Annotated in this window: 21 protein-coding genes and 1 pseudogene; 14 read left to right on the top strand and 8 right to left on the bottom strand. The window is 68.6% G+C overall.

All coding sequences use genetic code 11. The features are described 5' to 3' along the window. Window positions 1–401: 401 nt before the first annotated feature. Window positions 402–563 (bottom strand): hypothetical protein, encoded by a 162-nt coding sequence (locus tag ACTFAP_RS00005; protein ID WP_500467864.1) that lies wholly within the window; start codon window positions 561–563, stop codon window positions 402–404. 184 nt (window positions 564–747) lie between these two features. On the opposite strand from ACTFAP_RS00005, the gene ACTFAP_RS00010 reads away from it, so the two are divergent. The 4 genes from ACTFAP_RS00010 (at window position 748) to ACTFAP_RS00025 (ending at window position 4,326) form a co-directional block, all read left to right on the top strand. Then, window positions 748–1,623, top strand: a complete 876-nt coding sequence (locus ACTFAP_RS00010; RefSeq protein WP_500467865.1) for a hypothetical protein — start codon at window positions 748–750, stop codon at window positions 1,621–1,623. 104 nt (window positions 1,624–1,727) lie between these two features. Then, window positions 1,728–2,759 carry a DUF3800 domain-containing protein gene (locus ACTFAP_RS00015; RefSeq protein ID WP_500467866.1) on the top strand — a complete coding sequence of 344 codons (1,032 nt, stop codon included), beginning with the start codon at window positions 1,728–1,730 and terminating at the stop codon, window positions 2,757–2,759. 337 nt (window positions 2,760–3,096) lie between these two features. Next, window positions 3,097–3,270 (top strand): hypothetical protein, encoded by a 174-nt coding sequence (locus ACTFAP_RS00020; protein ID WP_500467867.1) that lies wholly within the window; start codon window positions 3,097–3,099, stop codon window positions 3,268–3,270. 363 nt (window positions 3,271–3,633) lie between these two features. After that, window positions 3,634–4,326 (top strand): hypothetical protein, encoded by a 693-nt coding sequence (locus ACTFAP_RS00025; protein ID WP_500467868.1) that lies wholly within the window; start codon window positions 3,634–3,636, stop codon window positions 4,324–4,326. Window positions 4,327–4,462: 136 nt separating this feature from the next. Here ACTFAP_RS00025 and ACTFAP_RS00030 read toward each other — a convergent pair whose 3' ends face one another. Further along, on the bottom strand, window positions 4,463–6,910 hold the full coding sequence (locus ACTFAP_RS00030; RefSeq protein WP_500467869.1) for a helicase associated domain-containing protein: 2,448 nt from the start codon (window positions 6,908–6,910) through the stop codon (window positions 4,463–4,465). A gap of 186 nt (window positions 6,911–7,096) precedes the next feature. On the opposite strand from ACTFAP_RS00030, the gene ACTFAP_RS00035 reads away from it, so the two are divergent. From ACTFAP_RS00035 to ACTFAP_RS00055, 5 genes are read left to right on the top strand one after another with little or no spacing between them, the layout of a single operon-like run. Further along, the gene (locus tag ACTFAP_RS00035) at window positions 7,097–8,392 is read left to right on the top strand and encodes a hypothetical protein (protein ID WP_500467870.1); all 1,296 of its coding nucleotides are present in this window, start codon (window positions 7,097–7,099) and stop codon (window positions 8,390–8,392) included. Next, window positions 8,389–8,958, top strand: a complete 570-nt coding sequence (locus ACTFAP_RS00040) for a hypothetical protein (RefSeq protein WP_500467871.1) — start codon at window positions 8,389–8,391, stop codon at window positions 8,956–8,958. Before ACTFAP_RS00035 ends, ACTFAP_RS00040 begins: the two co-directional genes overlap by 4 nt. 2 nt (window positions 8,959–8,960) lie before the next feature. Next, window positions 8,961–9,587 carry a hypothetical protein gene (locus ACTFAP_RS00045; protein ID WP_500467872.1) on the top strand — a complete coding sequence of 209 codons (627 nt, stop codon included), beginning with the start codon at window positions 8,961–8,963 and terminating at the stop codon, window positions 9,585–9,587. Further along, window positions 9,584–12,769 (top strand): hypothetical protein, encoded by a 3,186-nt coding sequence (locus ACTFAP_RS00050; protein WP_500467873.1) that lies wholly within the window; start codon window positions 9,584–9,586, stop codon window positions 12,767–12,769. Before ACTFAP_RS00045 ends, ACTFAP_RS00050 begins: the two co-directional genes overlap by 4 nt. Beyond that, entirely contained in the window at window positions 12,762–14,222 is a 1,461-nt protein-coding gene (locus ACTFAP_RS00055) for a Wadjet anti-phage system protein JetD domain-containing protein (RefSeq protein ID WP_500467874.1), read from the top strand. Before ACTFAP_RS00050 ends, ACTFAP_RS00055 begins: the two co-directional genes overlap by 8 nt. 624 nt (window positions 14,223–14,846) lie before the next feature. Here ACTFAP_RS00055 and ACTFAP_RS00060 read toward each other — a convergent pair. Both ACTFAP_RS00060 and ACTFAP_RS00065 read right to left on the bottom strand, forming a co-directional pair. Continuing rightward, on the bottom strand, window positions 14,847–15,509 hold the full coding sequence (locus tag ACTFAP_RS00060) for an HNH endonuclease family protein (RefSeq protein ID WP_500467875.1): 663 nt from the start codon (window positions 15,507–15,509) through the stop codon (window positions 14,847–14,849). 126 nt (window positions 15,510–15,635) lie between these two features. Then, the gene (locus tag ACTFAP_RS00065; protein ID WP_500467876.1) at window positions 15,636–16,025 is read right to left on the bottom strand and encodes a hypothetical protein; all 390 of its coding nucleotides are present in this window, start codon (window positions 16,023–16,025) and stop codon (window positions 15,636–15,638) included. Window positions 16,026–16,432: 407 nt separating this feature from the next. Between ACTFAP_RS00065 and ACTFAP_RS00070 the strand changes: the two are divergent. Then, a pseudogene (locus ACTFAP_RS00070) lies at window positions 16,433–16,834 on the top strand (cupin domain-containing protein); the annotation flags it as partial. Window positions 16,835–17,239: 405 nt separating this feature from the next. On the opposite strand, the gene ACTFAP_RS00075 reads toward ACTFAP_RS00070, so the two are convergent. Together ACTFAP_RS00075 and ACTFAP_RS00080 are read right to left on the bottom strand one after the other, a co-directional pair. Then, entirely contained in the window at window positions 17,240–17,770 is a 531-nt protein-coding gene (locus ACTFAP_RS00075) for a hypothetical protein (RefSeq protein WP_500467877.1), read from the bottom strand. A 17-nt stretch (window positions 17,771–17,787) separates the two neighbouring features. After that, on the bottom strand, window positions 17,788–18,867 hold the full coding sequence (locus ACTFAP_RS00080) for a hypothetical protein (RefSeq protein ID WP_500467878.1): 1,080 nt from the start codon (window positions 18,865–18,867) through the stop codon (window positions 17,788–17,790). A 1,088-nt stretch (window positions 18,868–19,955) separates the two neighbouring features. On the opposite strand from ACTFAP_RS00080, the gene ACTFAP_RS00085 reads away from it, so the two are divergent. The 4 genes from ACTFAP_RS00085 to ACTFAP_RS00100 all read left to right on the top strand — a co-directional run bounded on the left by ACTFAP_RS00085 (window position 19,956) and on the right by ACTFAP_RS00100 (window position 23,026). Further along, window positions 19,956–20,222, top strand: a complete 267-nt coding sequence (locus tag ACTFAP_RS00085; protein WP_500467879.1) for a hypothetical protein — start codon at window positions 19,956–19,958, stop codon at window positions 20,220–20,222. Window positions 20,223–20,561: 339 nt separating this feature from the next. Beyond that, window positions 20,562–21,428, top strand: coding sequence for a helix-turn-helix domain-containing protein (locus ACTFAP_RS00090; protein WP_500467880.1), 867 nt, complete (start codon window positions 20,562–20,564; stop codon window positions 21,426–21,428). Between the two features lie 51 nt (window positions 21,429–21,479). Beyond that, window positions 21,480–22,019 carry a hypothetical protein gene (locus ACTFAP_RS00095; protein ID WP_500467881.1) on the top strand — a complete coding sequence of 180 codons (540 nt, stop codon included), beginning with the start codon at window positions 21,480–21,482 and terminating at the stop codon, window positions 22,017–22,019. A 185-nt stretch (window positions 22,020–22,204) separates the two neighbouring features. Then, on the top strand, window positions 22,205–23,026 hold the full coding sequence (locus ACTFAP_RS00100; protein WP_500467882.1) for an SAM-dependent methyltransferase: 822 nt from the start codon (window positions 22,205–22,207) through the stop codon (window positions 23,024–23,026). A 60-nt stretch (window positions 23,027–23,086) separates the two neighbouring features. Here the strand turns inward: ACTFAP_RS00100 and ACTFAP_RS00105 are convergent, their stop codons facing one another. Both ACTFAP_RS00105 and ACTFAP_RS00110 read right to left on the bottom strand, forming a co-directional pair. Next, window positions 23,087–24,037 (bottom strand): helix-turn-helix domain-containing protein, encoded by a 951-nt coding sequence (locus ACTFAP_RS00105; protein WP_500467883.1) that lies wholly within the window; start codon window positions 24,035–24,037, stop codon window positions 23,087–23,089. A gap of 100 nt (window positions 24,038–24,137) precedes the next feature. Further along, the gene (locus ACTFAP_RS00110; RefSeq protein ID WP_500467884.1) at window positions 24,138–24,380 is read right to left on the bottom strand and encodes a DUF397 domain-containing protein; all 243 of its coding nucleotides are present in this window, start codon (window positions 24,378–24,380) and stop codon (window positions 24,138–24,140) included. Window positions 24,381–24,436 lie beyond the last annotated feature (56 nt).

Here is a 24,436-nt window from a genome sequence, read left to right on the forward strand (position 1 = left end):
GGGTGACGCTCCGTCCGCTGCGCTCCCGGAGCAGCGGGCCCCTTCGAGGCCCGTAGCTGCCTCCGCTGCGCTCCAGCAGCCTGGTGGTGCAGCGCACCACGAAGCCAGACCCGCTGCGCGGGCCGGCCAACGGGCCTTCGGCCCGGGCAGCTACAGGAGGAGAGGGAGGCTGGGGTTCTCTTGAATCTGAGGCGGGGGGCCTGCGTCCCCCGGAGTAGTCCGCGCGGGGTGGTGGATGCCGGGGCGGCTCGTCGGTCTGTTTCCTTTGGTTCGGAACTTTTGGTCGATCCGGGTTTGGGGGTGTGCCCTCGAGGTCGGTCGGCCGGGGCTCCGAGTGCGGGTGAGGTGACGTCAGTCAGGGTGGGTGACAGGGTTGTTGGGGCTTTCTTCATGTGGGGGTGTCAGTCGTGCTGCCACCAGGTCACTGCCAGGCCCATCAGGAGGGCTCCGATATGGCGGACGGCTCCGGTGAAGAGCGCTACGGAGACCAGGCGCCGCCACGAGACGGGGGCCAGCGCCCCGCGGCCCTGGTGGGCGGAGGAGGTGCGGTTCTTCTTCGGCATGGTGGGTGTCCTTCGTTCGGGCAGGGCGCGGCAGCGCGCCGTGCAGGGTTGGGTGGTGCAGCAGGCGGTCCACGGGAGGCGGCCGGGGTGTTGTGCTGCTGTGTTTGATCGTGGCAGTGGGGTAGTGGGTGATGCATCCTCAACTGAGCCCTGGTTGACGGGAGAACGATGTAATTTCCACCTCGTGTACACGTGGGAGAGCATCAGCGGGCCCGGCACCATCGACGATCTTGTCGCGGATGCTCATGCGGCCGGCCATCCGGATATGACCGTGCGGCGGATCCACGACTGGATCGCGAAGGGGCTGCTGGACCAGCCGCGTCTGCGTACCCGGCGGCGTGGCTCGGACAAGGCCGAGCACAGCGCCAACCAGCGTCGGCTTCTGCTCCTCCTGCTGGACAAGCACCAGCAGGTCGCGCACCTGAACGCGCTCGCGCAGGTGCCGCTGGCCACGTGGCTGTGGTGGGACGGCTACGTATCCACCCAGCAGGCGCAGCGGGCGTGGGTGACGTGGGTGGGGCGCGGCAGGCGCAGCCAGGAGGTGGCGCGTGAGGGCGCGGTCGGTCTGCTGGAGCAGGTCGGACATCAGCTGGCCACGCCGACGGCGCGGGCCCGGTTCGTGCGGATCATCACCGAGTTGGGCAACGGCAAGACGCTGACGGTGCGCGGGCGGGCCGAACTGCTGGACGCTGTACGGGACGTGATGGAGCCGGAGCCAGTGTTCGCCGCCAGCGGCCTTGTCCGCGCGCTGGGCCCCGCGGGGGCGCCGATGACCGTCGATACTGTCGTGACCCATGTTGAGGCCCTGCGCACAGCGCTGTGCCGCACGCTGGACGGGAAGGTGGACGGTGCGCTGCTGGAACGAGGCCGGGCCGTCTACCGTGTTTCCGCGGTCGACTACCTCGCCAGGCGCAGGGGCCTCGCCTCCAAAGCCGGACAGCTCGCCGGGCTCTTTCGCGAACCCACCCTCCAGCAACAGTTCGACGAGGCCGCGAAGCAGCTTCTATTCGTCCTCGGCATGCACCTCGTCCATCGCCGCACGCACGTGGGCCGGGCCTGAGGCCGGGCGTAGGTTCTGGTCAATCCGGTGAGGTGGCGGCGGATCGGGCTCAAGAGGGCCTCGTTTGGGTGGCCTTCCGCCTGTCTGCCCGGCATGCTCCGAGGATGGATACTGCCTCCGATCTGCTCCCTGTCGTTTACGCCGACGAGTCCTCGAACTCTGGGCAGAACCTTCTCGATCCCGATCAGCCGGTGTTCACACTGGCTGGGGTGCACCTGTCCGACGAGCTGGCAGCGTCGATCGTGGATGAGGTCCGATCCCAGCTTCCCCGCACCCAGGGGGAGCCCAAGTACGGGTCCCTCGCCCGGTCGTCAGTGGGCCGGAAGGCGTTGAAGAGGGCCTTTGGGAGCCTGCCCGAGGGAAGCGTTCGCAGCTTTCTGATGGACAAGCGGTTCATGGTGGTCACCAAGCTGGTCGACGTTCTGGTGGAGCCGCTGGCCGATGCGGACGGTCTTGACCTGTATGAGGACCAGCGCGGTCTGGCCTTGGCCGAGTTGCTGCGCATGGCCGGCCCGGTCCTCGGTGACGAAACGGCGTTTCACCGGATGCTCAAGGACTTCGTCGACTGGGTGCGTCAGCGGGTGGCGACCGAGGATTTCTTCTCCGCCATAGCCGCCTACAGGGCGTCGATCCCCGAGGAGCACGCGGACTTCGCTGGATGGATCGAGTTGCTGGAATGCTGTCGCGGGGTGGCGGACGCGACTGCCGCCGACCTCGCTGCCGGCGAGCAGAGCGACATCCTCGACCCGGCGGTGCCGGCGCTGTACTGCCTTTGCACCAGCTTCGGCGAGGCTCTCGAGCGGTTCCGTCTCGTTCATGACACCTCGAAAGTGATCGATCGGAACGCGACGCTTCTGCGCATGGTTCATCTCCTCCCGGACCTCGCCCGCCCCGGCCACTTCAACGACCCGCTTCCGGCCGTGCAGATCGACTTCGCGGACAGCACGGCGCACCCCCAGCTCCAGATTGCGGATTGGGCAGCAGGTGCGGTACGGCAATGGGCCGCCCACCTGGCAGTCGGTGGCGGTGACCGATTCTCGGAGGAACTGGCGGACGTGGTGAAGCCCTGGGTGGTCGGCGCTGTATGGCCGACTGGGGAAGTCGATCGGCGCGCGTCCGGTCTAGGAGGACGGTGACCGCGTCGCGCTCAGGCAAGTGCGACGGCCAAGCCGAGCGGGCGCGGCCCACGCGCGCTATCTGCTCGTGCCTCGGCCGTCCCGGAGCCGGGACCCTTCCCTCGTCGGCGTCGCCCGTTGCCGAGGGCGGCACCGTGCCCGGGCGGTCGTGGAAGGCTGGTGTGTACCGCGCAGCCCCGCATCCGCAGGGCCAACTGCCGTAGGGATGCGCCTACTTGCGACCATCTGCCCGGGTCCCGGTTCTTCGTGTGCCGGGACCCCCGTCAGGACGGAGTCCTCTTCGTCATGTCCCACCAGCCCCTCCCCCTCTACCTCCGCGTCGCTGGCTGCCGGCGAGGTGCCTCCGGGACGCCTGGGGCCCACGCACACGCTGATCCTGCTGATCGCGTTCCTGGCGTTGGGCACCGTTCTGTTCGTCCAGGGCACACCGATCGGCCACATCCTCATCCTGCTCGGCGGGTGCGGGGCGCTCGGCGCAGCCACCCTCGCCGCGGCCGGCGGCGCTGGCTGATGGCCGTCTTCGTCGAGGCCGCGGTGCGCTCCGGCGCGGGCAAGCAGAGGAGAGGGCGATGGCCTCTCCCCGACCTGACGGCCCGCGCCTGCCGTTCGCCGGCCTTGCCGAGCACCTGACCGCCCTGCGCCGGGCGGCGCGGCTGTCCCAGCGTGAGCTCGCGGCGGCCGCGGCCGTCTCCCGCGGCACCGCACGCCGAGTCCGGCACCGCAGTCCCCTCGACAGAGGTGCTCGACGCCCTCGTGCGCGCCTGCGGCGGAGACCAGGCGGCCCAGGGCCGCGCGCACGTCCTGCGCATGCGGGGTCGCACCGAGCAGCGCGGCCGTCTCCGTGGTCTCAAGGCTCCCGCGGCTGGCCTCGTCCATGCCCGCGCAGGACCTCGGTGCCGCGCTCGCCAAGGAGTACGAGAACGCCGGTGCTCCGCCCCTGAGCCACTTCTTCCGCCCGGCAGAGGGCCACAAGCGGATCCCGCGCACAACCGCCTGGCGCATCATCAGGCGCCAAGGGCTGCCCGTCAACGCCGAGCAGCTGCAGACGTTCCTGGATGTCTGCCGGGTCGGCCGGACGGCCCAGCGGCAGTACCGGCAGGCGTTCGCACGTCTCGCGGCCCGGCGCAGCGCGCCTCCACGTCATACCGTCCGGCGCACGCCCGTCGCCGTTCCGGTCCGGGGTATCGACAAGATTCCCCAGTACTACAGGGACCTGCTGGACCTCATGCCCGAGGAGAACATCGAGACCGTCCTCGCGTTCGGCCGCGCCCACTTCGTCGCCGGGCAGGCGTACCGCAACGGCGCCACGCCGCCCAGCTCTCTGAACCAGGTCATGCAGATCGCGGTCGATTTGTTCGTTGAGGCGAACCACCTCCCGATCGCTCAGGACCGCGGCGCCTGGCTCTCCGGCTCCGACGGGCCTCTCGTGGAGACCAAGGAGTCCGCCAAGGACCCGGGGCTATGGGATCTGTTCACGCGGTTGCAAGCGCGGGGTGCGGTGTCCGGTGGTGGTGCGGCGTGGGTCGCGAAGGGCAACCGGGGGCCGGAGAGCAGACGCGCGGCGTAGGACAAGGCGTTGGTGGTCCCGGCCGGCCCTGGTGCCGGGCGAGGACGCTTGCCTTCCCGAGGCCCGGCCGGGGGGCCGGAGGGCGGTCACGACTCCCCCGCCGTCGAGGAGGGCCGCACCCCTGCCCGGGCGGGCGTTAGGCGAGGACGGCGGGGCCGGCGCTCTCAATCGTCCAGTCGCCGTCGAAGAGCGCGGCGACGAGGCGCACGTGGTGGTCGGGGAGCTGGCCGGCTCGGTGCTTGGTGCGTGCCTTGGCGAGCCAGGCGCCGAGCTTGGCGGCGTCGCCGTCGACGCGGATGGTCTCGCGGGCCGTGGGGGCGCGGCCTTCGCGGTGGAGGAAGAGTTCCAGGAGCTGGACGGTCTCCTCGAAAGTGCGGCGGGTACGGCGTGCGGGGGTGAGGGGGTTGGTGTCGGGGGTGAGACCGAGGGCGGTCATCATCTGCTGCTGGCCGGACGCGAGGGTCTGCCAGGTGGTGAGCTGGCGGTGGAGCCAGGAGCCGATCTTCACGCCGGCCAAGAGGGTGTCGCGGGTGAGGGTGGCGGGGTCGGCGCCGGTGGCGAGATGGGCGCGGAGCAGGTGGTATTTGCGGTGCCAGTCCGGGCCGTGCGGGAGGCGCCAGTCGGGGGCGAGGCGGGTGAGGGCGTCGGCGCGGGCGGGGTCGAGGGGGTTCTTGGTGGCGTGGTGGCGTTGTTCGGCGAGCCAGGCGCCGACGGGGGTGGTGGCGGGGGCGGCGAGGTGGCCGTGGACGCGCAGGTAGTCGGCGGCCGCGGTGAGGCGGGCGCGCCAGGCGGCGTCGTGTTTATCCCAGATCATGCCGAGGGCGTCGAGTTCGGCGATCCAGTCGGCTTCGAGGCGGCCGGTCTTCGCGGCCTCGCGCATGGTGGTGACGAAGGTGCCGAGTTTGTAGCCGGTGGGGTCGGTGTGGTCGGTGGGCACGTCGAGGTGGCCGTGTTCGTCGCGGTAGGCCTGGGCGGCGGCGAGGCCGAGACGGCGGGAGCGGGAGACGCCCGGGCCGCGGGGGTCGAGGGAGATCAAGTCCATCGCGCGGGCGATGCGTTCGGGGTGGACGGTGAAGTCGAAGTGCCAGCGGCGCTGGATGACCTGGCTGGTCTCGCGGGGCAGTCGGTTGGCTTTGTCGGGGAGGCGTTCCAGAATGCGGTGGTCGTGGCCGGCCAGCGCCGAGGCGATCGCCCACACCGGCTCATACGCGGTGCCCAGGATGTCCTCGCTGTCGGCGCCGGGCGGGATGTAGACGGGGACGATCAGGGAGGCGGTCTTGCCGGAGACGTCCAGGCGCAGGGCGCGGCCGAGGGCCTGGGTGCAGCGGATGACGCTGCGGGTGGGGTCGGCGAAGACGATCGCGTCGACGCTGGGGATGTCGACGCCCTCGGCGATCAGCTTCGAGTTTGCGAGGACCGCGCGGTCGGCGGCGGCGAAGTCGTTGAAGATGTCTGCGCGCTGGGCGGGGGTGTGCTCGCCGTGGGCGAAGAACAAGGCCGGGGCGGTGTCCGGGGTGAGGGCGGGGTCAGTGCGGGCCAGCAGGCGCAGGGTGTGGGGGAGTTCGCGGGCGAAGCGTCGGGCGTCGGAGACGAGGTTGAAGTAGACCAGCACCTTCTTCAACCCGTGGTCGGTCATCGCCCGCAGGACCGCGAGGTGCAGGGCGGTGGTGCGCAGCGCACCGTCCTGGTCCTCCCCGCCGCCGTGTCCGGGGGTGGTGGGGGTGGGGAGGTTCAGGCGGCGGCGCAGGTCGGCGTCGGCGAGGGTGGGCACCACGATGCGGTAGTCTGCGGCGCGGCCGTCGGCCACGGCCTGCGCGAGCGTGTACTCGAAGATCTTCCGTCCGTAGACGGCCTTGTTGTCCATGGAGTTGGCGAACGCATCCCCCTCCGGCCCCACGGCGGCAGGGCGGCGGCGCGGGCGGGTCACGTCGGCGGACTCGGCCAGCTCCGGGGCGGCGAAGATCCGCGGGGTGGCGGTCATGTAGAGGCGGCGCTCCGCGCGGATCCGCTGCGCGTCGTTGACGACCGCCCATTTCTTGTCCGCCCTACCGGCGATCCGGTGCGCCTCGTCCATCACCGCCAGATCGAACGCCGGCACCTCGAACCCCGTGCCCTGCGTCGCCTCGATCTTCTCCAGAGAGTCGTAGGTGCAGATCACCGTCAGCGCGGGAATCTGGTCCTGCCCTTCTCCCACGACCGACATCAGACCGCCCAGCGCGTGGGGGTTCGTCGTCGACATGACGCGGGCTGCGGCCAGGTCGTCGCGGCCACCCGCGTCCATGGAGGAGACAATCACCATGTGCTCCAGGTGATGGTCCCGGCGCCAGGCCAGGGCCGTCTGCGCCGCCAGATCCAGCGTCGGCACCACGAACAGCACCAGCCGCGCACCGAGCCCGTCCGCCACCCGGATCGAAACCAGCGTCTTCCCGGTCCCCGTCGCCGACACGAACAGCCCCCGGCTGCCCGGGCGGCGCAGGTGCCGCACCAGCCGCTCAACAGCCTCCAACTGATCAGGGAACAACACGGGACGGCCAGCAGAGCGAGGGACGGCAGACTCGACCGGTGTGACCATGACCGACATCATCGCGCAGCCTCTCCATCTTCAGGCGCATTCGGCTGTGCGCTGCACCACCTGACAAGCAGAGGTTTTGCGCCATCCGTTGTGTATGCGGGGATATTGGCGATGTGGCAACAGGAGTCGCCTGTGGCGGATAGGTTCTGTCTCCTGGGAAGAGGCTGCGGGGGCGCCTGGCAGGTTATGGGGGGGAGTTTGTCTGAGCAGGAGAGCGGCTTCGAGCAGGGTGATCTGTTCGATGGTGTCGCTGCTGGCCCTCGCGGTGGCCGGTTGGACTTCGTGCGGCCTTTTGTTGCGCCGGTGGCATCGACGGCAGGCGCGGTCGTTGACGATCCTGTGTCGTTGCAGCTGGCTGAGGCGATTCACGATGCGTTCGGGGATCTTGCCTCCGATCGGGGTCTGACCCGGTCGGAGATTGCGGCAGCGTGTGCTCCGGTGGCCTCGGGCGAGGCGTTCGATGCCCGGTTCCGGGTCTTTGTGGGGCTGGGGATGCTGGAGCAGGTCCGGGGCAAAGCCTACGAGGGGCGCTACGTCTTCAGTCCGACCAGCGGTGCGGCCTTGTTGGTCTTCGAACGGCTGGCGGAAGCCGGCGGTGTCGAGGAGATCATGACTCTGCTGGACCGTACACAGGTCGGTCTGGCACAGGGCTTGCTGAGTGAGGAGCAGCTGGCCAACCGGCTGCGGCGGGTACGACGTGACCTGTCCATCACCACCGCGCATCTGCTGCGGCTGGTGCGGTCCAAGCCCATCGAGGAGCTGGTGGGTGAACGCCACCACCACCAGTCCAAGGCCGCGTTGCTGGACCATGCGAGGCAGTTGGTTAAGGCCATCAGCAGTCGCTTCCCACGGCTGAGAGCGTCGGGGACCCGGTTGATCGATGAGGCGCTTCGCTATTCGGCGGCCGTGGATGAGTTCTCCGACCGGCTGCTGCAACAGGTGCGAGCCCGCCGGGACTTCAGCATGCTGCTGCCGGAACAGTACCTGTCGGCGGCCCTGGGCGCGCCGGTGGACGCCTTGGCGGAGGTCTTTGCTGCCACAGTGTTTGATCCCGCCAGCGTGGAGATCACCGCGGCACAGGTGCTCGTGGCCGCCGGGGAGCGGCGACCGCCGGTCCCGCGGCGGCGGCCGGCGCGGCCGGCGCCGCTCCCGCCGGGGCCCGATCCGGTGGAAGCGGCGCGGGAGAAGGCATTGCTGCTGCGCCGGCGGCGTTCTGCGTCGATGAATTCGCTGGTCAGGGGCGGGCAGGAGGCTGACCTGACGGCGACGCTGGGGACGTTGCCATGGCGCGCGGCGATTGCCACGGTGGTGGACCTGCTGCAGGCGTCTGCGGACCCGGCGACACCATTCTTCGTGGAGATCGGCGAGGAGGTCCTCGTCGCTCCGGCTGGGGCAGTCACCTATGCCAGTCCGCTGTCCTTGTACCGGCTGCCGCAAGATGTGTCGGGTGCCGTGGGCGGAGACTCTTCGGCCGTGCAGGAGGGGCCAGCATGAACGAGGATGCCTATCTACTGGCCCGGGCCCGGGCCGTACGGGTCGTGCCGCTGGCGGCAGCGGGTGCGGCCGATGGGTTGTCGGTGCTGCGGCGGGCCGCCGATGATGTGCAGCGGCGCCTTGTCGATGTGGAAGCGGCCGGTGGCCCGGCGGTCATGGTGCGGTGGGCGCCGGATGTGGAGCCGGTCAGCGGTGTGGTGGGCGATCCGCTGACGCACCGGGAGGCAGCGCCGTCGCAATTGCTGACGTTGGGAGCTGCTGTGCGTCTGTGCTGGCTAGATCCTGAGCTAGCGATGTATCCGGGGGGCGCGGTGGCCGAGGAGGATGTGCTGGCGGCCTGCGTTCCGCCGGGGGACGGTCTGCTGCGGGAGGGCATGGCCCTGATCGCCCAGACATCGGCGTATCGCAGCGCGCTGCGGGTCCTGCGTGCGTGCGGCTACCTGGCCGCCGACGCCGGGGACGGCATGGTGCGGCTGGGGCCGGTGGTGGCTGCGTGGAGCGAGCGGGATGTCGATGAGTTGCGGCGTGGTTATGACCTGCTGCCCTGCCGGGTGGAGGAGGGCTAGGCATGGAAGTGCGGTATCTGGAGGTGCTGTCGGAGCAGCGCCGTGCAGAGGTGCGGGCAGCGGTGTGTGCGGTGGAGACCGCGCGGGTGCCGGTGCCCGCGGCGCGTTTTCGGGCGTTGGCGGAGGTGCCGCTGCGCAGGGTGGTCGAGGAGGTGCTCGCCGCTTCGGGCCGGACGTTGCTCGGTGTGGGAGAGGGATTCTTGTCCGGCTACGACGACACGGTCAGAGCGCGGCTGGCCGATGAGGGTGTCGGTGTCCTGCCCCGTGAAGACCGTGCCGTGTTGACGCTGGTGCTGCTGTTCAGCGTCGCCGCCCCCCGCGCCGGTGGCAGCGTCCTGCCGCAGGCCCTGTGGACCCAGGGGGTGCCGGTGAGCAGGGAGCGGCTGAAGCAGTCCGCGGTCCCCGACCGGGTTGTGGATGCCGCGCTGAGCCGTCTCGCCGCAGCCGACCTGGTGCGGACAACGGGTTCGGGGATCGTGCTGGGCAGCCAGTTGCTGCGGCTGACGTCGGTGGCCCAGGCCGACCTGTTCGAGCATTTGGTGCTGCTGGCCGAGCCGCAGGGAGTCATGGCCGAGTCGATCTGGCGGCGCCGGGCCCGCGTCGCCAGCCAGGAAGGACAGGAACGATGAACGGCACCTGGCACGAGCGCGGCACCGAGAAGCCGGGTGAGGACGAGGACGGGCAGGAGGGACTGCCCGAGCTCGTCGAGCACCGCGGCATCGTCGGTGACCGTCATCTGGTGGCGGTCCAGACGTTCGATATCGCCCGACTGACCACCCACGCGGTGCCGGTGGTGCCCGAGACGTTCGTCGCCGTGTCCGGGATGGGCTCCAAGGACGACTCCAACGGCTCAGGCAAGACCTCGTTCCTCATCGCGGTCTCGTTGCTGCTGGCCGATCCCCAGTGGCGGTTGGAATCCAACCACGGGCGGGACGCCAGCGGAATCCTGTTCAAGCCCGATGCGGCCGGGGTGGACCGGGCCCAGCAGATTCCAGCCGCCTCGCACGGCTACGTGGTCGGCGTCTTCGCACACGACAGGCCCGACGCATCCGGCGGGCGCGAGGCGCTCGCTGCGAGTGGCCCCCTGCAAGGGGCGCTGACGGTGTGGGTGCGCATCGCCGCGTCCGCCCCGTACGTCCTGGCCAACTGGACCGAAGGCATCCACGTGGCCGATGCGGCCGATGATGCCGAGCGGGCGGCGCAGGCAGACACTCTCTGGCAGGAGCTGGGCAGTGCCAGCAGGCTGTCGGCACACCGCATGGCCGACGCCCTCTACGGCAACGCACCGCGGTGCCTGACCTACCTCGACACGCCGCTGCGCCCGGCGGTTCCCTCGCTGCTGAGCCAGCAGATGACCGCGATGGAACCGCACGATATCGGAGAGGCCCTGATCGCCCTGTCCGGTATGACTCATCTGCTGGAGCAGGAGGCTGCCCGCCGTGGCAAGGCCCTCGAGCACGCTGCGCAGTTGGAGAAGGCGCACGACGAGCACGCCCTGGCCTTGGCGGACGAAGAGGCAGTACTGGAGGGTGTGCGGGCACGTGCTGCTGCCCGCACCGCGCTTGAGGAAGGACGCCATGCGTGGCGGCGCTATCTGGCTGCCTGCTACCTGGAGGCAGCCCAGGCTGACCGGAAACTGGCTGCGGACCTGGAGGACAAAGAGCAGCAGGTGGTGCAGACGCAGGAGCTACTCGACGGTGCCGAAGAGAAGCTGCGCGAGCTGACGGCGGCCACCGGTCTGGCCGCGGCAGCGGCCGCCGCCCGCCAGGAGTGGGTGGACGCCAAGCAGGTCACCGAGCAGGCCGCCGCGCAACGGACATCGGCGGCTACCCGGCGGGACGTCATCCGTCAGAGCATGGCCCCCCTTCGGCCGAGCGCGGGTGTATGGCGGGGATCACCGGTCGCTGATGCCCACAGCGCGCTGGAAGCCGCCACAGACGTGCTGTATGCGGCGCGGCAGCAGACGGCCGACGCAGACAGCGCCCTGTCCCGGGCCCAGAGGCTGGAGGAAGCGGCCCGGCAGGGACGCAGCGGGGCCGCGGGCCAGGCCTTGGAGATCCTCGACGGCCACGGCGTCAACGCCGCAGGGCTGATGGACCAGCTGCAGCTGGAGGAGTCGGTCCGTGCGCAGTGGGAGGCGCGCCTGTGGCCCTGGCGCGACGCCGTGGTGGTGCCGTGGGAGCAGGCAGAACGCGCCCGGGAGATTCTGCGCGACCTTCCCGGTGCCCAGGTCGTCGCCGCCGACCCCGCCGACGGGACGGGCAGCGGTGGGGGTGCCCTGCCTCGGGGGGTGCGCAGTGACAGGGCGCTGGCCGGGTTCTTCGACACACTGCAGGAGCGCACAATGGCTCTAAACGACCCGCCCGCGGCCTACGACGCAGGACTGTCGCTGGCGGTCGTCGGCGGCTTCCAGGCTCCGATCGCCGGACGGGACGCCCGCGTGGCCCAGGCCATCGCGCACCGCCGCCGCTGCGAGGAGGAAGTGTCTGCGGCGGGAGAGGGCCTTGCCGCGGCTGAGTCCGAGTTCGAGGTCGCCGAGATCGAGCACAAGGCAGCCGTGGCGGCACGGGATCTGGCCGCCCTGGAAGAACACGCCTCCGACTTGGACGAAGCGATCGCCGAGGCCGACGGCAAAACCACCGCCGCCCGGAGCGAGGAGGACAAGCGCCACGACGTGTGGGAACAGGCCCAGAACGATCTGACAAGCCATGCCCAGGCGGTGACGACCGCGAAGCTCACCCGGGAAGCGGCCGCCAAGACATACAAGGAGCGGGCCAAGGAGCGCACAGCGCTGGGCAGAGCCCGTGCCGAGGTCTCGTGCCCGCAGTGGCAGCGTCTGTGGGGCGCCTCCGCCGAGGAGGCCGCCGAGTTCCTGGAGGCCGCTGCCCCTGGCACACCGGTGCCCCGGCCCGGCCGCCTGCGGCGGCACGTGGAGGATCATCTGCGGAACGCGTACGAGCACTACGGCCTGCCGGCCGGCGCTGTGGCCGGGGTCGTCGACGAGGATCTGCTCCTGGCGCAACGCCTGCGGGATGCCTTCGCTGAGGAGGAGGCGTTCGCGCTGCCGCGTACGGGCTTCGACGAGGTGGCTGCCCCCTTGCAGACCCGGCTGGACGGCCACAGCGACAAGGATGCCGTCGAAGCCGCCCGGATCACCTCCGGCCGCTCCTTGCGCGAGGAGGCTTTGGCCAAGCTCACTCGTGCGGCGGAGCGCAGCGGGCACACTCTCCAGGCTCTGCAGGACATGATCGAGCATCACGTCGAGGGGCTGTTCGCGCAGATCAGCGACGCCTTCAATGCGTTGGACCGGCAGCGGGGCGGTGACGGTGCGCGCCTGGACTGCACCAGCGTGCGGCCCGAGGGTGCCAGGCCCTGGCGGTGGCAGGTGACGCCGCGCTGGAAACGCTCCCCGCGCGGTGCCTTCGTGCACTACCGGGAGAACGCCAACGGCGCCCAGGTGAAGGTGCATGCGATCCAGCTGGTTCTGGCCGCGGTGCTGGCAGACGCCGAGACCAGGGGGCGGGTGTTGATCCTGGACGAGCTCGGCAACAGCCTGGGCGAGGTCAACCGCAAGGACATGCTCGCTGCGCTGCGGGATGTGGCGCGCCGCCAGCACCTGACCATCCTGGGCACCTGCCAGGACAGTGTGCTGGTGGATGCCGCCGATGTGTGCGACGAACTGCTGTGGTTCGTCCACGCCTCCTCCTCCGACGCCTATAACCAGCCCACCCGTACCTGGGGACACGATTCCGACGGCCAGCGCGTGGAACTGACTGCCGACTGGATCACCGCAGGACGTTCCCATGCCTGAGCCCACCGTGCCTCTCCCCCGCCCCGCCCTGCTGGTCGGCGAAGCCCACGGCCGGCGGGAAGTGCCTCTGCACGGACTTCCCGCCGGGATCATCGCCGTCACGGTGCCCCGCACCCGAAAAGACGGCGACGAGGTCCTCACCCGCGTGCCCGTGGACCGCAAGCGACGCGTCAACCCGGCCGTCGTCGACCTGATTGCCTCCGACCCGGTCCCCGCATACGACCCGCCGGCCGGCCTGGCCGACCGTGATCTGATCAAGGTCCTGACCACCCGGACCCGCAAGCGGTGGACCACCATCGAGGTCGACTTCGGTCAGGACCAGGCGTGGCGCACGGCCGTGTCGTTGATCCGCTGCGGCGCCGTCATCCTGCGCTGCAAGGTCGTGCAGACCACCGGATTCACCCCTGACTCCTGGCAGCTGACCCCGTCCTGGGCATCGCTGAGGGAGGACAAGCTCGCCCAGCTGCGAGGCCACCCCGACCCCTCACGGCTGCACGCCGAACTGCTGCAGGCCATGGCAGGAATCCCCCAGCTCGCGAGCGAACACGCCCTGCTGGCCGCCACCGCTCCGGCACGCACTCTGCAGGTCCCCGCGGGCAGCACCACCGGAACGGAGGACTGGCGGGTGTACGAGGTGGCCGTCAGGTCCGCCGCGGTGTGGTGGGCCGCCCAGTCCCGCCCGCAGCCGATGACCGCCAAGGTCCTGGCGGGCAAGAGCATGCGCGACACCAAGTACACGTGGACATCGGCACGCCGGCAGGCGTTCGCCAACCTCGTCGGCCGCCCCTTCGACCAGGCGGTGGAAAAGACCGACACCGAGTTGCGCATGCGCGGGCCTCTGCGCTGGCGCGTCGATACCGTCATCGCCGACGCCGCAGCCTGCCGCCCCTGGCTGGGCCTGCCCGCAGGCGGCCTGCGCAGCCTCGGGCTCATCGAGAGCTCGGCGGTGGGCGTGCTCCTGGTCGAGAACAAGGACGCCTTCGCCCAGGTGTGCAAACTCCCCGATGTCGCAGACCAGTGGCTGTGTGTATGGGGTGCCGGCTACGCCGCGGACGGCCTGGCCGCATTCCTCAAGGCCATGGCACCGCTGCCGGTGGCCGCCTGGCAGGACCTGGACGCTCACGGCATCCAGATCATCGCCAACCTCACCGAACGCATCGGCTGGCCCATCACCCCCGTCGGCATGGACGTCGACCTGTACCGGCAAGGAACGAAGTACCGCCAGAAACCCGAAAAAAGGGAGGCGAACCGCAAACTGGCCGAGCGGCTCGCCGCCAGCGGGCCGCTCTCCCTGCGCGCCCTGGCTGCCGCCATCGCCGCGAGCGGCGGTGACGGTTGCGAACACGAAACGCTCTACGCCGAAGTCCTGCCCACCCTGGCGCACACGCTCAGTCGGATCACTGACGGAACGGCACCGGACGTCCGGCCGCTCAGTACCGGCGGGGCGTCCTGATCGACCTCTTCATCTGCACAACGCTGCCTGGGCCAGCGCCGAATGCCCTGTTCCTGGTTTCCCTGCCCACCGGCAGACCACCGGCTGTCCGGCTAACAGCTCACGGATGCACCCTGCGAGTTGAGATACGGCCCCACGCGCGCAGCAGGAGAGACGGATGGCTGTCACAACCGAGGGAATTCCGCAGCGGCCCATGGATGAGATCGCCCGGTGGCTGGACCTTTACCGTCAGTTGAGCGTGGTTGCTGTCACCTTCACTTGCCGTAGCTTCGCCGATCTCATCGCAGACCATGGTCGTTTCTTCCATCCGGCGCCCCTGACGAGCCTCAGCCGCAGAGGCCAGGGCAGTGTTCGCCGCAGCAAGCCACTGGACCGACAGGAACGGCTGTACCTATGTCGAAGGTTTCGTCGCAGTCTCCTCTAGTGCTCCCTTCACCCGTTTTGGCCATGCATGGTGCGTGACGGACAGCCGACAGACCGCTGATCCCGCGCTGCCGGACGGACTGGCCACCGGCTACTTCGGCGTCCCTCCCGGATCAGCAGGCGGAGGTCTGCCGGGCGGGGCCGGCTCGGGCGTGCTGTCTTGGGTTTCCCGCTGTGGAGCCTCGGGTCCCGGTGGGCGTTCTATTCGGCGAGTTCGACGCTGATGATGGCGTCGTAGCAGCCGGATGCGGTATCTGCGAGGGCGGTGGCCTCGGGCTGGTCGACGCTCAGCTGCCAGCGGGTCTTCACCGCGACCCAGTCCGCGACATAGCGGCAGTGGGCCGATTCGGCGGGCGGGAGCCAGTTGGTGGGGTCTTTGTCTCCCTTGGAGCGGTTGGTCTTGGCTGTGACGGCCAGCAGAGCGCGGTCGTCACCAAGGTCGTTGGCGTAGCGCTCCCTCTTGGTGTTGTCCCACTGGCCCGCTCCGCTGTCCCATGCCTCCGCGAGGGGGACCATGTGGTCGATGTCGAGCCCGGAAGCTCCATCGACGTCGACGCCGTCGTACCAGGAGTGCCACTGGCCGCCGGTGAGGGTGCAGCGGTCACCGATAGTGGGGGCGACGACGGCTTCGGCTTTGAGGACCTCCTTTCGGGTGTCACAGCCATCTGAGTCGGCGTCGGTCCAGTGTTTGAAGGAACTGCGCTGGTAGCCGGTGCGGTTCTCGTCCTCGACGGGCAGCGCGGCGATCGCCTTGGACAACCGCAGGGACACCTCCCGGGGAGCCGCGGCGGCATGGGCCGGAGCAAGGGGAAGTGTGAGCGAAACCAGGGCGCTGATGCATGCGTAGCGGAGCAGCTTGTTCATGCTGTGGTTATCGAGCGGCCCGCTGCGCTGGGGTCGGTCTGGTTCCAGGAATCACGCGGGTGCATGAAAGGTCATACCGTCACACCAGGACTCGACGCCTAGGGTCCGTCGCCTCTGCTGGGGGTGTCAGCTGTCGGCCGGCGCTGTCACGGTGAGGTCGTAGTCGACCTCGATGGAGAAGCTGCCGGCACTTCCGCGGATCTCGAGTGTGTGGTGGCCGGGGTCCAGCGGCGGCAGCTGCACCCATAGTCCGCAGGCTATGGCCGTGTGGGGGCCGGCCGCGACTGTGACCGCGTTGCCTTCGGCTGCTTCGAAGGTGATGGCTGTTCCCGGGTGATGGTCGTGCTCGACGCTCTGGCCGTTCAGGGTGGCCCTTCCCTCGGCGGTAGCCATGAACGGCTCGCAGCTCTCCGCGTCGCCGATCATGTTGACCAGCGGGAAGAAGACCGGTGTTCCGGTGGGAAGTGTGCAGGTGCGTTCCGCTCGTTCTCCGAAGGTCCCGGCCAGGAACCACATGTCGACGGGCTGTCCTTGGCTGCAGCGGCTTCCGTCGGGGTCCGAGACGGGGTCCTGACTCAACTTCTGCGAGGCCGCCCAGGCCCACCAACGTTCCTGGGGATCCGTGTGTCCGGTGGCCGGCTGGGGCCTCGACGCAGCGCGTTGGGCTTCGGCACACCCTGAGACCAGCACCAGCAGCACCGCTGCTGCTGCGACTGCCCGGTGTCCGAATCTGCCCATGGAACGGCGCCTCCCCCTGACGTGCATGGCCGTCGCGAACCCTATCCCGGACTCGCATCGGCGGCTCAAGGGTGGCTGCCGTGACGACGCATGGCGGCGGCACCGTGGGCGTACCGGTCCGACAGTTCCCGGTGGCCGCGGTGGCATCCAGCGTGTAGGACAGCGCGGGGTGCACGAACTGCAGCAACGTCTCCGCGCTGCTGGAGGGACCGGCCGAGGGCCGGGTCCGCGTCGTGGCCGCCGACGCCGTCACGCCGCTGTGGACGGGGGAGGCGGGCGGCGAGGCACGGCTCATGCTGACGACCTCGGGGCCCGCGCCGGCCGAGGTCTGGCGCTGGCGCCTGGAACCGGGCGAGGAATACCCGAGCCACCCGCACCAGGGCGGGGTCGTGGAGACCGTCAGCGTCACCTCGGGCCGGATGACGTTGATCGTCGACGGCACCGAACACACCGTCGCCGCCGGACAGACCGCCACCTTCGACGCCGACGCCCCGCACACCTACCGGGGTGCGGGCACCACGACCTGCCACCTCATCATGACGGTCCACCTCCCGCCCGGCCCCGGAGCCCCGACCCCCGTGACGTGACACCCCGGTGCTTCCCGGTGGCCCTCCGACGGGGAACGCGGAGACCCCCGGCCGCTCCCGGCTCCGTCGCCGGTGAGGGATGAGGGCGGGGCAGGTATGACCGTCCGCGCACGGCGTTGCGGCCTGACGCACGGCGTGACCGGCGCTTCGGCTGCCCGTTGCAGGGCGGTCGCCGCTGGCAGTCGTGGAGCGGCTCGGTTTGTCACCGCGGTCACTGCTCAGGGGCGCCTTGGCATATGGCTATCTGCGGCTGTCCGGCGACGCGGCCCCGAGGGGCGTTGGCGCCGGACAGCAGTACACAGCCCGCTCAGCGCTGGGTTTGCCGTGGTCAGACCGTTTGGCGTGCGCTCAGTCTCAGCGAGACAGTTCCCGATCGACCGTTCGCTCGGGATCTGGCTGTCCGGATCAGTCTTCGCCGCCGCACTGCGGCCTTACACGGAATCGCGTTGTGGTCTCCATGACGTAAGAATTTCCCTTGTGCTGATAGGAGACGGTCACGCCCTCCATGGAAGCGTGGTCGGTAGCTTTGACTCCGATGAGAAGGTTGGAGGCTTCGTGGGCCTCGACGACGGCCTCTCCGATTTCCCCGCGCAGTCTCCAGTACGAACCTCCGCTGGAATTATCCGTATATTCGGTGGGCGGGTATTCGTCAACGAGGCCGACCAGGGGTGCCAGGGAAGGATCTGCGGGCTGAGGGAATATGACCGCCTCAATGAGTTCCATATTCTTGGGTTCGATCAGCTCCACGTGTGTAACGGTCACCGGAGAATCTGAATCGTTGATCAACCAGTCGTGTCCCATGGAGAACACGGATTCACCCTCGCCCGGACCACATGCCGAGGCGGCCTCGCCTCCTGCTGACAAGGGACCGTTGTGGTTGGCAGAGCCTGCGCAGCCGCTGGCGGCAGCCAGGATGGCCACCGCCAGCATCGCCACGTGGTGGCGTGATTTCACTAAAGAACTCCCGGACCTCTGGCGACCAGCCGCCCCGGGGACGCACCCGGGTATCCCTTTGTTCCGCACAATGCCGCCGTCTGGGGAAACTCGAATTTGACGGAGGCGCTGGAAGCGAATCCTGTCTGTGTTGACAGGTCTATCCCCAGCGATGAACCCAGCTTTGCTCCCGTGGCCCAGGATGTCATTTTCGTCGTATCTTTGACAAAATCTGACCCCTTGATCATCTTAACGCAATAATTGGCCGTCGGGTAACTCGCGCTGCGGTTGTCCGCCCCGCCGGCGAAGCTCGTGGCCCTGGCGGAGAAGGTGAAGGAAGGGCCCGGACTGCGGGTGGTCGTGCAGTACTTTCCATAGGTGTACTTCGTGAAGTGGTGCGTGCCCGTCTTCGGTCCCTGGGTCCCGAAGCCGACGCTGGCAGTGGAAGACCGCTTGAGGGTTCCGCTGGTGCTCCAGGATCCGTATTTTCCTGAACCGGATATGCCAACGCCGAGGGTTGACTCCGCATTCTTGGAGAAGCGGAAAGTTGCCTTCGCGCCCGACGGTCCTGTCTGGTAATTGGAGCCGACATATACCCACTTAGTACCGAAGCTGCTGAGGTACTTCGTACCCGAGACAGGGCAGCCGTTGGCAAAGTCAAGCGCGCCGACCTCATTCTCGTCGCGCTCCACCATCTGAACGTCCACGATTGCGGACTGCACTACTTCCCCGGTGCCCGCTCCGCCTTCACTGAGAGCCACCTGGGCCATGTCCCCAAAGTCGGCATTCTCGAGTTCCGATGTGGGGCCGACCCGCAGGGAGAATGAATGGACTGCGATGTCGGTGGCGCTGCCGTCGGTGGCCACCACATCAACGTCGACGCTTCCTGACGTCGAAGCGAGCTGAGGCAGGACGGAGACGTCCTCCAGCCGCAGCTCGTAGCTTCCCTGATCCGTGCTGCGCGTCTTGGCGATGATCGGAGCATCGACGCTCGCGCCCTCTTCGATCTCGCCGAGACTTTCTCCGTCAGGCCAGGCCTGAAGGTAGACGTACGCGTTGGGGGCCAGAGTGCCGTCCGGCTTCTCTATGGTCCCGGCCACGATCGGTGCCGATGGCAGTTCGCGCGAATCGGTGACCTCCGGAAGCCATGATTCAGCCGGCCGAGACGATGGTCCGGCGTATGCTGTCGTTCCGGTTGCTACCACGACAGTCGCTGCGATGGCGATCGACTTCCACAGCGCACCTGTCGGTCTCGTTCTCAAGCTCAGCACTGAACCCCCCTGAGTAGTGACTGGCCAGCCGCTCCGTCATGGTGACGGACTGCAGCAGTGCCGGAGCGTAATGTGATTGTCGTGTAAAGGTCAAGTCCTTTTGGGGATGTGTGCGTTGGTCCCGTGCTCAGCCCCACCCAAGTCCCTCACGGGCTATGGACGGCAACCGGTGCTTCGGTCCGTCTGGACAGCGGCGAGAGGGGACATGTTGCATGGCCGGCGCGCCAGGCGGCGCCGGCCACAGAGCAGCGGGCAGGCCGGCAGCCGGGCGAGCACCGTAGCCGAAGGGCTTCCGCCATGAGTACTCACTCCGCGCCCCGGGTCATCTGAGCGTCCTGAGCGGCTGATTCAGCCCCGCTCCCACGCGCAGTTCTCCTCGTACCACCGTCGCGCGCTCCGACGCGCCCTCTTTTCTCACCTTCACCGTGCCGCCCGCCCTGTGCTGCGCCCAAGGGGAGTGAGGTCGTTGCCCCCGCACTGGGCTTCCTCTCGCGCTCCCGATGCCGCAGCCCGGCTCGCGGGGTTCTCCCTCGGTTCTGGACCTCCCTTCGGGAGGAAGCTCGGTCCGATGGCCGCTTCCCATCGCCGCGTCAGCGGTGGGCAGCGGCCCCGCCCGACTTGCCGAAACGTTTCTGCGTTCAGGAATTCGATATTTTCGCGCACTTCCAACCATTCGGCCATCAGTAATGCCCATCATCCGGGGGCAAATGCGGGAATCCGGACTGCATCATTCCGCTCTTCAAAGATGATATTCCGTCACGCGGGCGGCCAGGTTTTCTGATTACTGAGCGCATGAATAGCGGCGGACGGCCCCAAGGGGATACCGTTTCGGGTGAGAGAGCCCCGGACAGGCTGCCAACCATTGGCCGGGGCCCCTCATTTTCGAACGCTCGTACAAATTCAGGGGAGTCTCCCTTATGCCCGAACGCAATCCCACGCAGCGGCCGTTTGACGGCAGCGCGCCCTTTGACGTTAGCAGCGTGGCACCGGCCGGAACGGGACAGGGCGTGATCAGTTGCCTGTCTGTCATCGCCCCGGTGGGCGCGGTCGTTGTACTGCCCGTGATGCTCGGGCTGGTGGTCTCCGGGGCATGGCGTGAGCCCGGCGGGGTCAGCCTCGTCGGTGCGTGTCTGGCCCTGGGGTGCTCGGGACGTTACTCCTACCAGCGCATCCGCTGCATGTAGCCGGCCGGCGGTGAGTTCTCCCGCGCCGGGATGCCGGCGCGGGAGCCTCCGTGCATGTCCACCGGTCCACAGAGACGGCCCGTTGTTTTTTCTTCGCCGCTGCGCTCGTACCCCCGTGGCGGCGGGAACGAAATTCCTGCTGTGAGGAGAAGCGCTTCCGTGGCGTCCGAGGAACCCGACATCGTCTTGTGCGGCTTCTGCCGCGCTCACGTCTCCCAGTCCCCGGGAAGGGGGAGGAAGAAGCGGTACTGCGACGCGTCGTGCCGACGTAAGGCCCAGCGCGCCCGGGCCGAGAGCCGTGCTGACAACTCTCCCAGGTACGCGCCGCTGGGGAGGCCCGTGGCATTGGACCTGCAGCAGCTGGTGGCACGGCTGGTACGCGCGGAGTACGAGGACGAGCCGCTGCATGACCTCATCGGACAGGCCCGGGTGATCGAGCAGGAACTCGACACGTACATCGCCGCCGCTGTCCTCGACGCCCGCAATGCCGGAGGCACGTGGGAAGCGGTGGCCGAGGCCGCGAACACCAGCGTGGCCACAGCCCGTTCGCGGTGGCAGAAGGAGAGCGTCAACCGCCGGCTGCGACGGCGCTCCGGACAGCGTGGCACCACGCCGAGTCCGGGTATGACAGCGCCGCGGCCCGTCACGGGCCAGAACGATCAGCGGGCCGAGCGAGCGGCGGAGCAACTCGCCGCGGCGCTGACGAGTCTGCAGGAACGCAGCGGCCTGGCGAACGTCGATGTCGCCAAGTCCACGTCGCTGTCGCCCTCCTACATCTCGCGGATTCTGTCCGGCAACCGCCTGCCCGGGTGGGACGTGATCTGCACGCTCAGCCATGCGTTCAGCGGGGAGCCGGCCCATCTGCGGCTGCTGTGGGAAACCGCGCACGGGATCGCCCCCACTCCGGGCCCGCCCGTGCCCCACGCGACCAGTCCGCTGCTGTCAGCGCTCCAGGGCCTGTACCTGGCGGCTGGCCGGCCCGATGCCGCCGACATCCACCGCGGGATCGGGGGAGCCTTGCCCCTGGGTCTCATCCGGAGAGCGCTCGCTGGCGAGCAGGTTCCGCAATGGCCCGACCTCGGCCGGCTGATCACGGCGCTGGGCGGATCCCCCCAGGACTTCCAGCCCCTGTGGGAGATGACGCGGCTCGCTTTCGATGTCCGCAAGAGCGGTAAGGGTCGTGCCTCCAAGAACCCGGACAGCTGACATGGCCATCACGGAATCGCCCTCGCCAGATCCATCCGGAGGAGATCCGGCATGTCCCCCACACTCCGCCACGATGAGCACAGTTACCGCCGCCGGCTGTGCCTCCCGTCCGATGACGCACGCATGCTGAACACAAACCTCGCCCTGCGCATGCCTGCGTCGTTCACCGCGTTCTGCCTCCTGCACCACGAGAACTACCTGCGCTACTTACAGGCGCGCCTGCCCGACCGCGTGCCCTGCGGCGTGCTCATCGAATCGGCGCTGGGCGACCTCGCCACCCAGTGGCTGGCAGCCTTGAGCAGCCCCTGCACCGCGGCGGCAGCCTGGACCGTACTGCGGCGCTGGGCGCAGGGGGCGTCCCGGCAGTGCTGCGATGCCGGACACCGCGGCCACGACACGCTCCACCGCACCCTGCCCCCCGAACAGGCGGATGTGCTGCTGCTCCACCGCGAGCTTGCTCTCAGCGTGCAAGGAGTTGCCACTCTGATCGGGACGGACCGTCAGCATGTGAACTGGTATCTGACACTCGCGGAGAAAAACCTGGACCGCCTCCGGCCCGACTACGAGTCTCATGGCGGAGCGCAGCGGTAAACGGGGAAACCGGGCGCATGCCGACCCGGATTCACTACGGCGCTGCGCCCGCGCTTTTTTCACCGACCCGGGTGATTCCACGAGTGCTGTACCCGCAGAATCTGGACCCGTGATCAGAGCACGCCCTACGATGGGTTTTTTCGTCAGTCACGAATCGTTTCCCATCAGGCGAGGCATCCGTTCGCATGGGCCAACATCACAGACATCCGCTGCTCGATTCCTGCCGTTTCGATATCTCCATCCCCAGTGCCGCACGAATGTACGAGTTTCTGATGGGTGGCAGGGAATACTATGAGGCGGACCAGGATGCATGCGAAGATCTGCTGCGTCTGGCTCCCGGTATCGGGGCTATTCCCGTCATCCAGCGCAGATTCCTGCGCAGGGTCGTGCGCTACCTCGCCCGGGAAGCCGGCATCCGGCAGTTCATCGACTGCGGCTCCGGACTGCCGGCCGGGCACAGCATCCACGAGGTCGCCCGCCAGGACGCGCCCGAGTCACGTGTCGTCTACGTGGACAACGATCCCATCGTGGTGGCCCATGGCCGCCGTCGGCTGCCCGTCGACGAGCACACGGTCTTCGTCCACGCCGACATCAGTGACTGCGACGCCTTCCTCGCTCACCCCGGCGTGCGGAACGTCATCGACTTCCGTGCTCCGGTGGCGGTTCTGGCTGTGTCCACATTGCACTGCCTTCCCGACCGCGACCCGCATGAACTCATCAACAGCATCGTCAGCCGCCTGCCATCGGGTAGCTTCCTGGCGCTGAGCCAGTGGGTCTGTGAGGACGACCATCTGCGCGGCACCATCACCGACTTCATGCGGGAGCGCACCGCAGGGCAGTGGGGGTCAGTCCAAACACCTACGGCCGTCGCACGGCACTTCCAGGGCCTGGAGCTCATCCCACCGGGGACTGTGGAGGTTTCCTCCTGGCGCCCGGACTCACAACTGGACCCCAGGCCACTGACCACCACGGTTGCCGAGTACGGCGGCCTCGCACGCATCATCTGATCCATACCGGACAGCAGCGGGTCAGATCCCGGGCCGGGCTGAGGCCCTGGGCCGGCTACCCTACTCGGCGTCCTGGTGGGCCTGGTGCATCCTGGTGGCGTCCCTGATCATCTCCACAGCGCCCCTACCCGTCACACCCTCCGCGCCGATGCTCCCCAGCAGCGTGCGGTAGAAGTACGTCTGCTGCTGCTTCTCGCTGTACATCCCGCCATCGTCCATTTCCTTGTACACGATGTCGCACTGCTCCTCGCGGGAGGGGAACCGCAGCAACGTCACCGGAGAACCACCGCAGCCCGAGGCTCCCGCCGAGAACGGGATAATCGCGATGGGCATCCCCTGCTGCACGAGGTTCTCCAGGTGCTCGAGCTGGCGGACCATCACCCCGCGGTTCCCTACGTTGAGCCGCAGGACCGTCTCACTCATCAGGGCCCACAGGTCCAGCGGGCTTTCTGTCCGGGTGAGGAGTTCCTGCCTCTGCATGCGGAAGGCCACACGCCGTTCCACTTCCTGACGGCTCGCCCGCGGCATACCGACCTGAATCACAGCCCGGGCGTAGTCCTCGGTCTGCAGGAGACCCGGAACGAAGTGGGTCTCGTAGTTCCACGAGGAGGAGGCGATCGACTCCAGCGCGTAGTACAGCGTCGTCCAGCCGGAGATGGCATCCGTGGAGGAGAGATGCCACCAGTTGCGCTCATTCGACCTCTCCACCAGTCCGGCGATGTCCGCGAGATACCCCTCATCGGTGACGCCGTAGAGCCTGAACAAGGAGGTCACGTCTTCCGGCTTCAGCCGGTGATCGATGCGGCTCGCCTCGAGCCGGGTGACCTTCGACGTCTCCATCCGGCTGATCTTCGAGGACGAGCAGCCCAGGTGGGCGGCAGCCTGCGCCGCGGTCATGCCCCGCTCCATGCGCAGCCGCTGCAGCATGGCTCCCAGCGCGCACCGCACCGATGTCGGCGCCCGCCCGCGCAGCCCGGCGATCGGCGGCACGGAACCCGGCTCAGCAGCCATGGGGGGAACTCCCTCAACGCAGTCCACGAGCGCCCATTATGGCATTCCCATACCTTCACGACGCGGGAATTCCACCCACCTGGCGTTCACTCAGGACGACTCACGCGAGGAAGCAGTCGAACTCCCCCTCCTTCACTCCCAGAACAAATGCCCGCATCTCTTCTTGCGTATAGACGAGAGCCGGCCCCTGCGGATCCCTCGAGTTCCGCAGGGCCGCGCCGCCCGCAGGGAACACCGCCACCTCCACACACTGACCAGCCGCGTTACTGTGCCGGCTCTTCCTCCACACGACTCCCTCGATGGAAGTCGCCGCCACCCCGTTCACTGCGTCCTGCATCCCCATTTTCTTCTCCCGAGATCGCTAAGCCTTCAACCAGACCCAGGGGACTTAATCTCGCC

The organism is Streptomyces sp. PH9007 (assembly GCF_059813725.1).

Bases quoted from the DNA above. Each gene is read 5' to 3' on its own strand.
- ACTFAP_RS00005 (WP_500467864.1), bottom strand. From the start codon at position 563: ATGCCGAAGAAGAACCGCACCTCCTCCGCCCACCAGGGCCGCGGGGCG.
- ACTFAP_RS00015 (WP_500467866.1), top strand. From the start codon at position 1,728: ATGGATACTGCCTCCGATCTGCTCCCTGTCGTTTACGCCGACGAGTCC.
- ACTFAP_RS00025 (WP_500467868.1), top strand. From the start codon at position 3,634: ATGCCCGCGCAGGACCTCGGTGCCGCGCTCGCCAAGGAGTACGAGAAC.
- ACTFAP_RS00030 (WP_500467869.1), bottom strand. From the start codon at position 6,910: ATGATGTCGGTCATGGTCACACCGGTCGAGTCTGCCGTCCCTCGCTCT.
- ACTFAP_RS00040 (WP_500467871.1), top strand. From the start codon at position 8,389: ATGAACGAGGATGCCTATCTACTGGCCCGGGCCCGGGCCGTACGGGTC.
- ACTFAP_RS00045 (WP_500467872.1), top strand. From the start codon at position 8,961: ATGGAAGTGCGGTATCTGGAGGTGCTGTCGGAGCAGCGCCGTGCAGAG.
- ACTFAP_RS00050 (WP_500467873.1), top strand. From the start codon at position 9,584: ATGAACGGCACCTGGCACGAGCGCGGCACCGAGAAGCCGGGTGAGGAC.
- ACTFAP_RS00055 (WP_500467874.1), top strand. From the start codon at position 12,762: ATGCCTGAGCCCACCGTGCCTCTCCCCCGCCCCGCCCTGCTGGTCGGC.
- ACTFAP_RS00060 (WP_500467875.1), bottom strand. From the start codon at position 15,509: ATGAACAAGCTGCTCCGCTACGCATGCATCAGCGCCCTGGTTTCGCTC.
- ACTFAP_RS00065 (WP_500467876.1), bottom strand. From the start codon at position 16,025: ATGTGGTTCCTGGCCGGGACCTTCGGAGAACGAGCGGAACGCACCTGC.
- ACTFAP_RS00085 (WP_500467879.1), top strand. From the start codon at position 19,956: ATGCCCGAACGCAATCCCACGCAGCGGCCGTTTGACGGCAGCGCGCCC.
- ACTFAP_RS00095 (WP_500467881.1), top strand. From the start codon at position 21,480: ATGTCCCCCACACTCCGCCACGATGAGCACAGTTACCGCCGCCGGCTG.
- ACTFAP_RS00100 (WP_500467882.1), top strand. From the start codon at position 22,205: ATGGGCCAACATCACAGACATCCGCTGCTCGATTCCTGCCGTTTCGAT.
- ACTFAP_RS00105 (WP_500467883.1), bottom strand. From the start codon at position 24,037: ATGGCTGCTGAGCCGGGTTCCGTGCCGCCGATCGCCGGGCTGCGCGGG.
- ACTFAP_RS00110 (WP_500467884.1), bottom strand. From the start codon at position 24,380: ATGGGGATGCAGGACGCAGTGAACGGGGTGGCGGCGACTTCCATCGAG.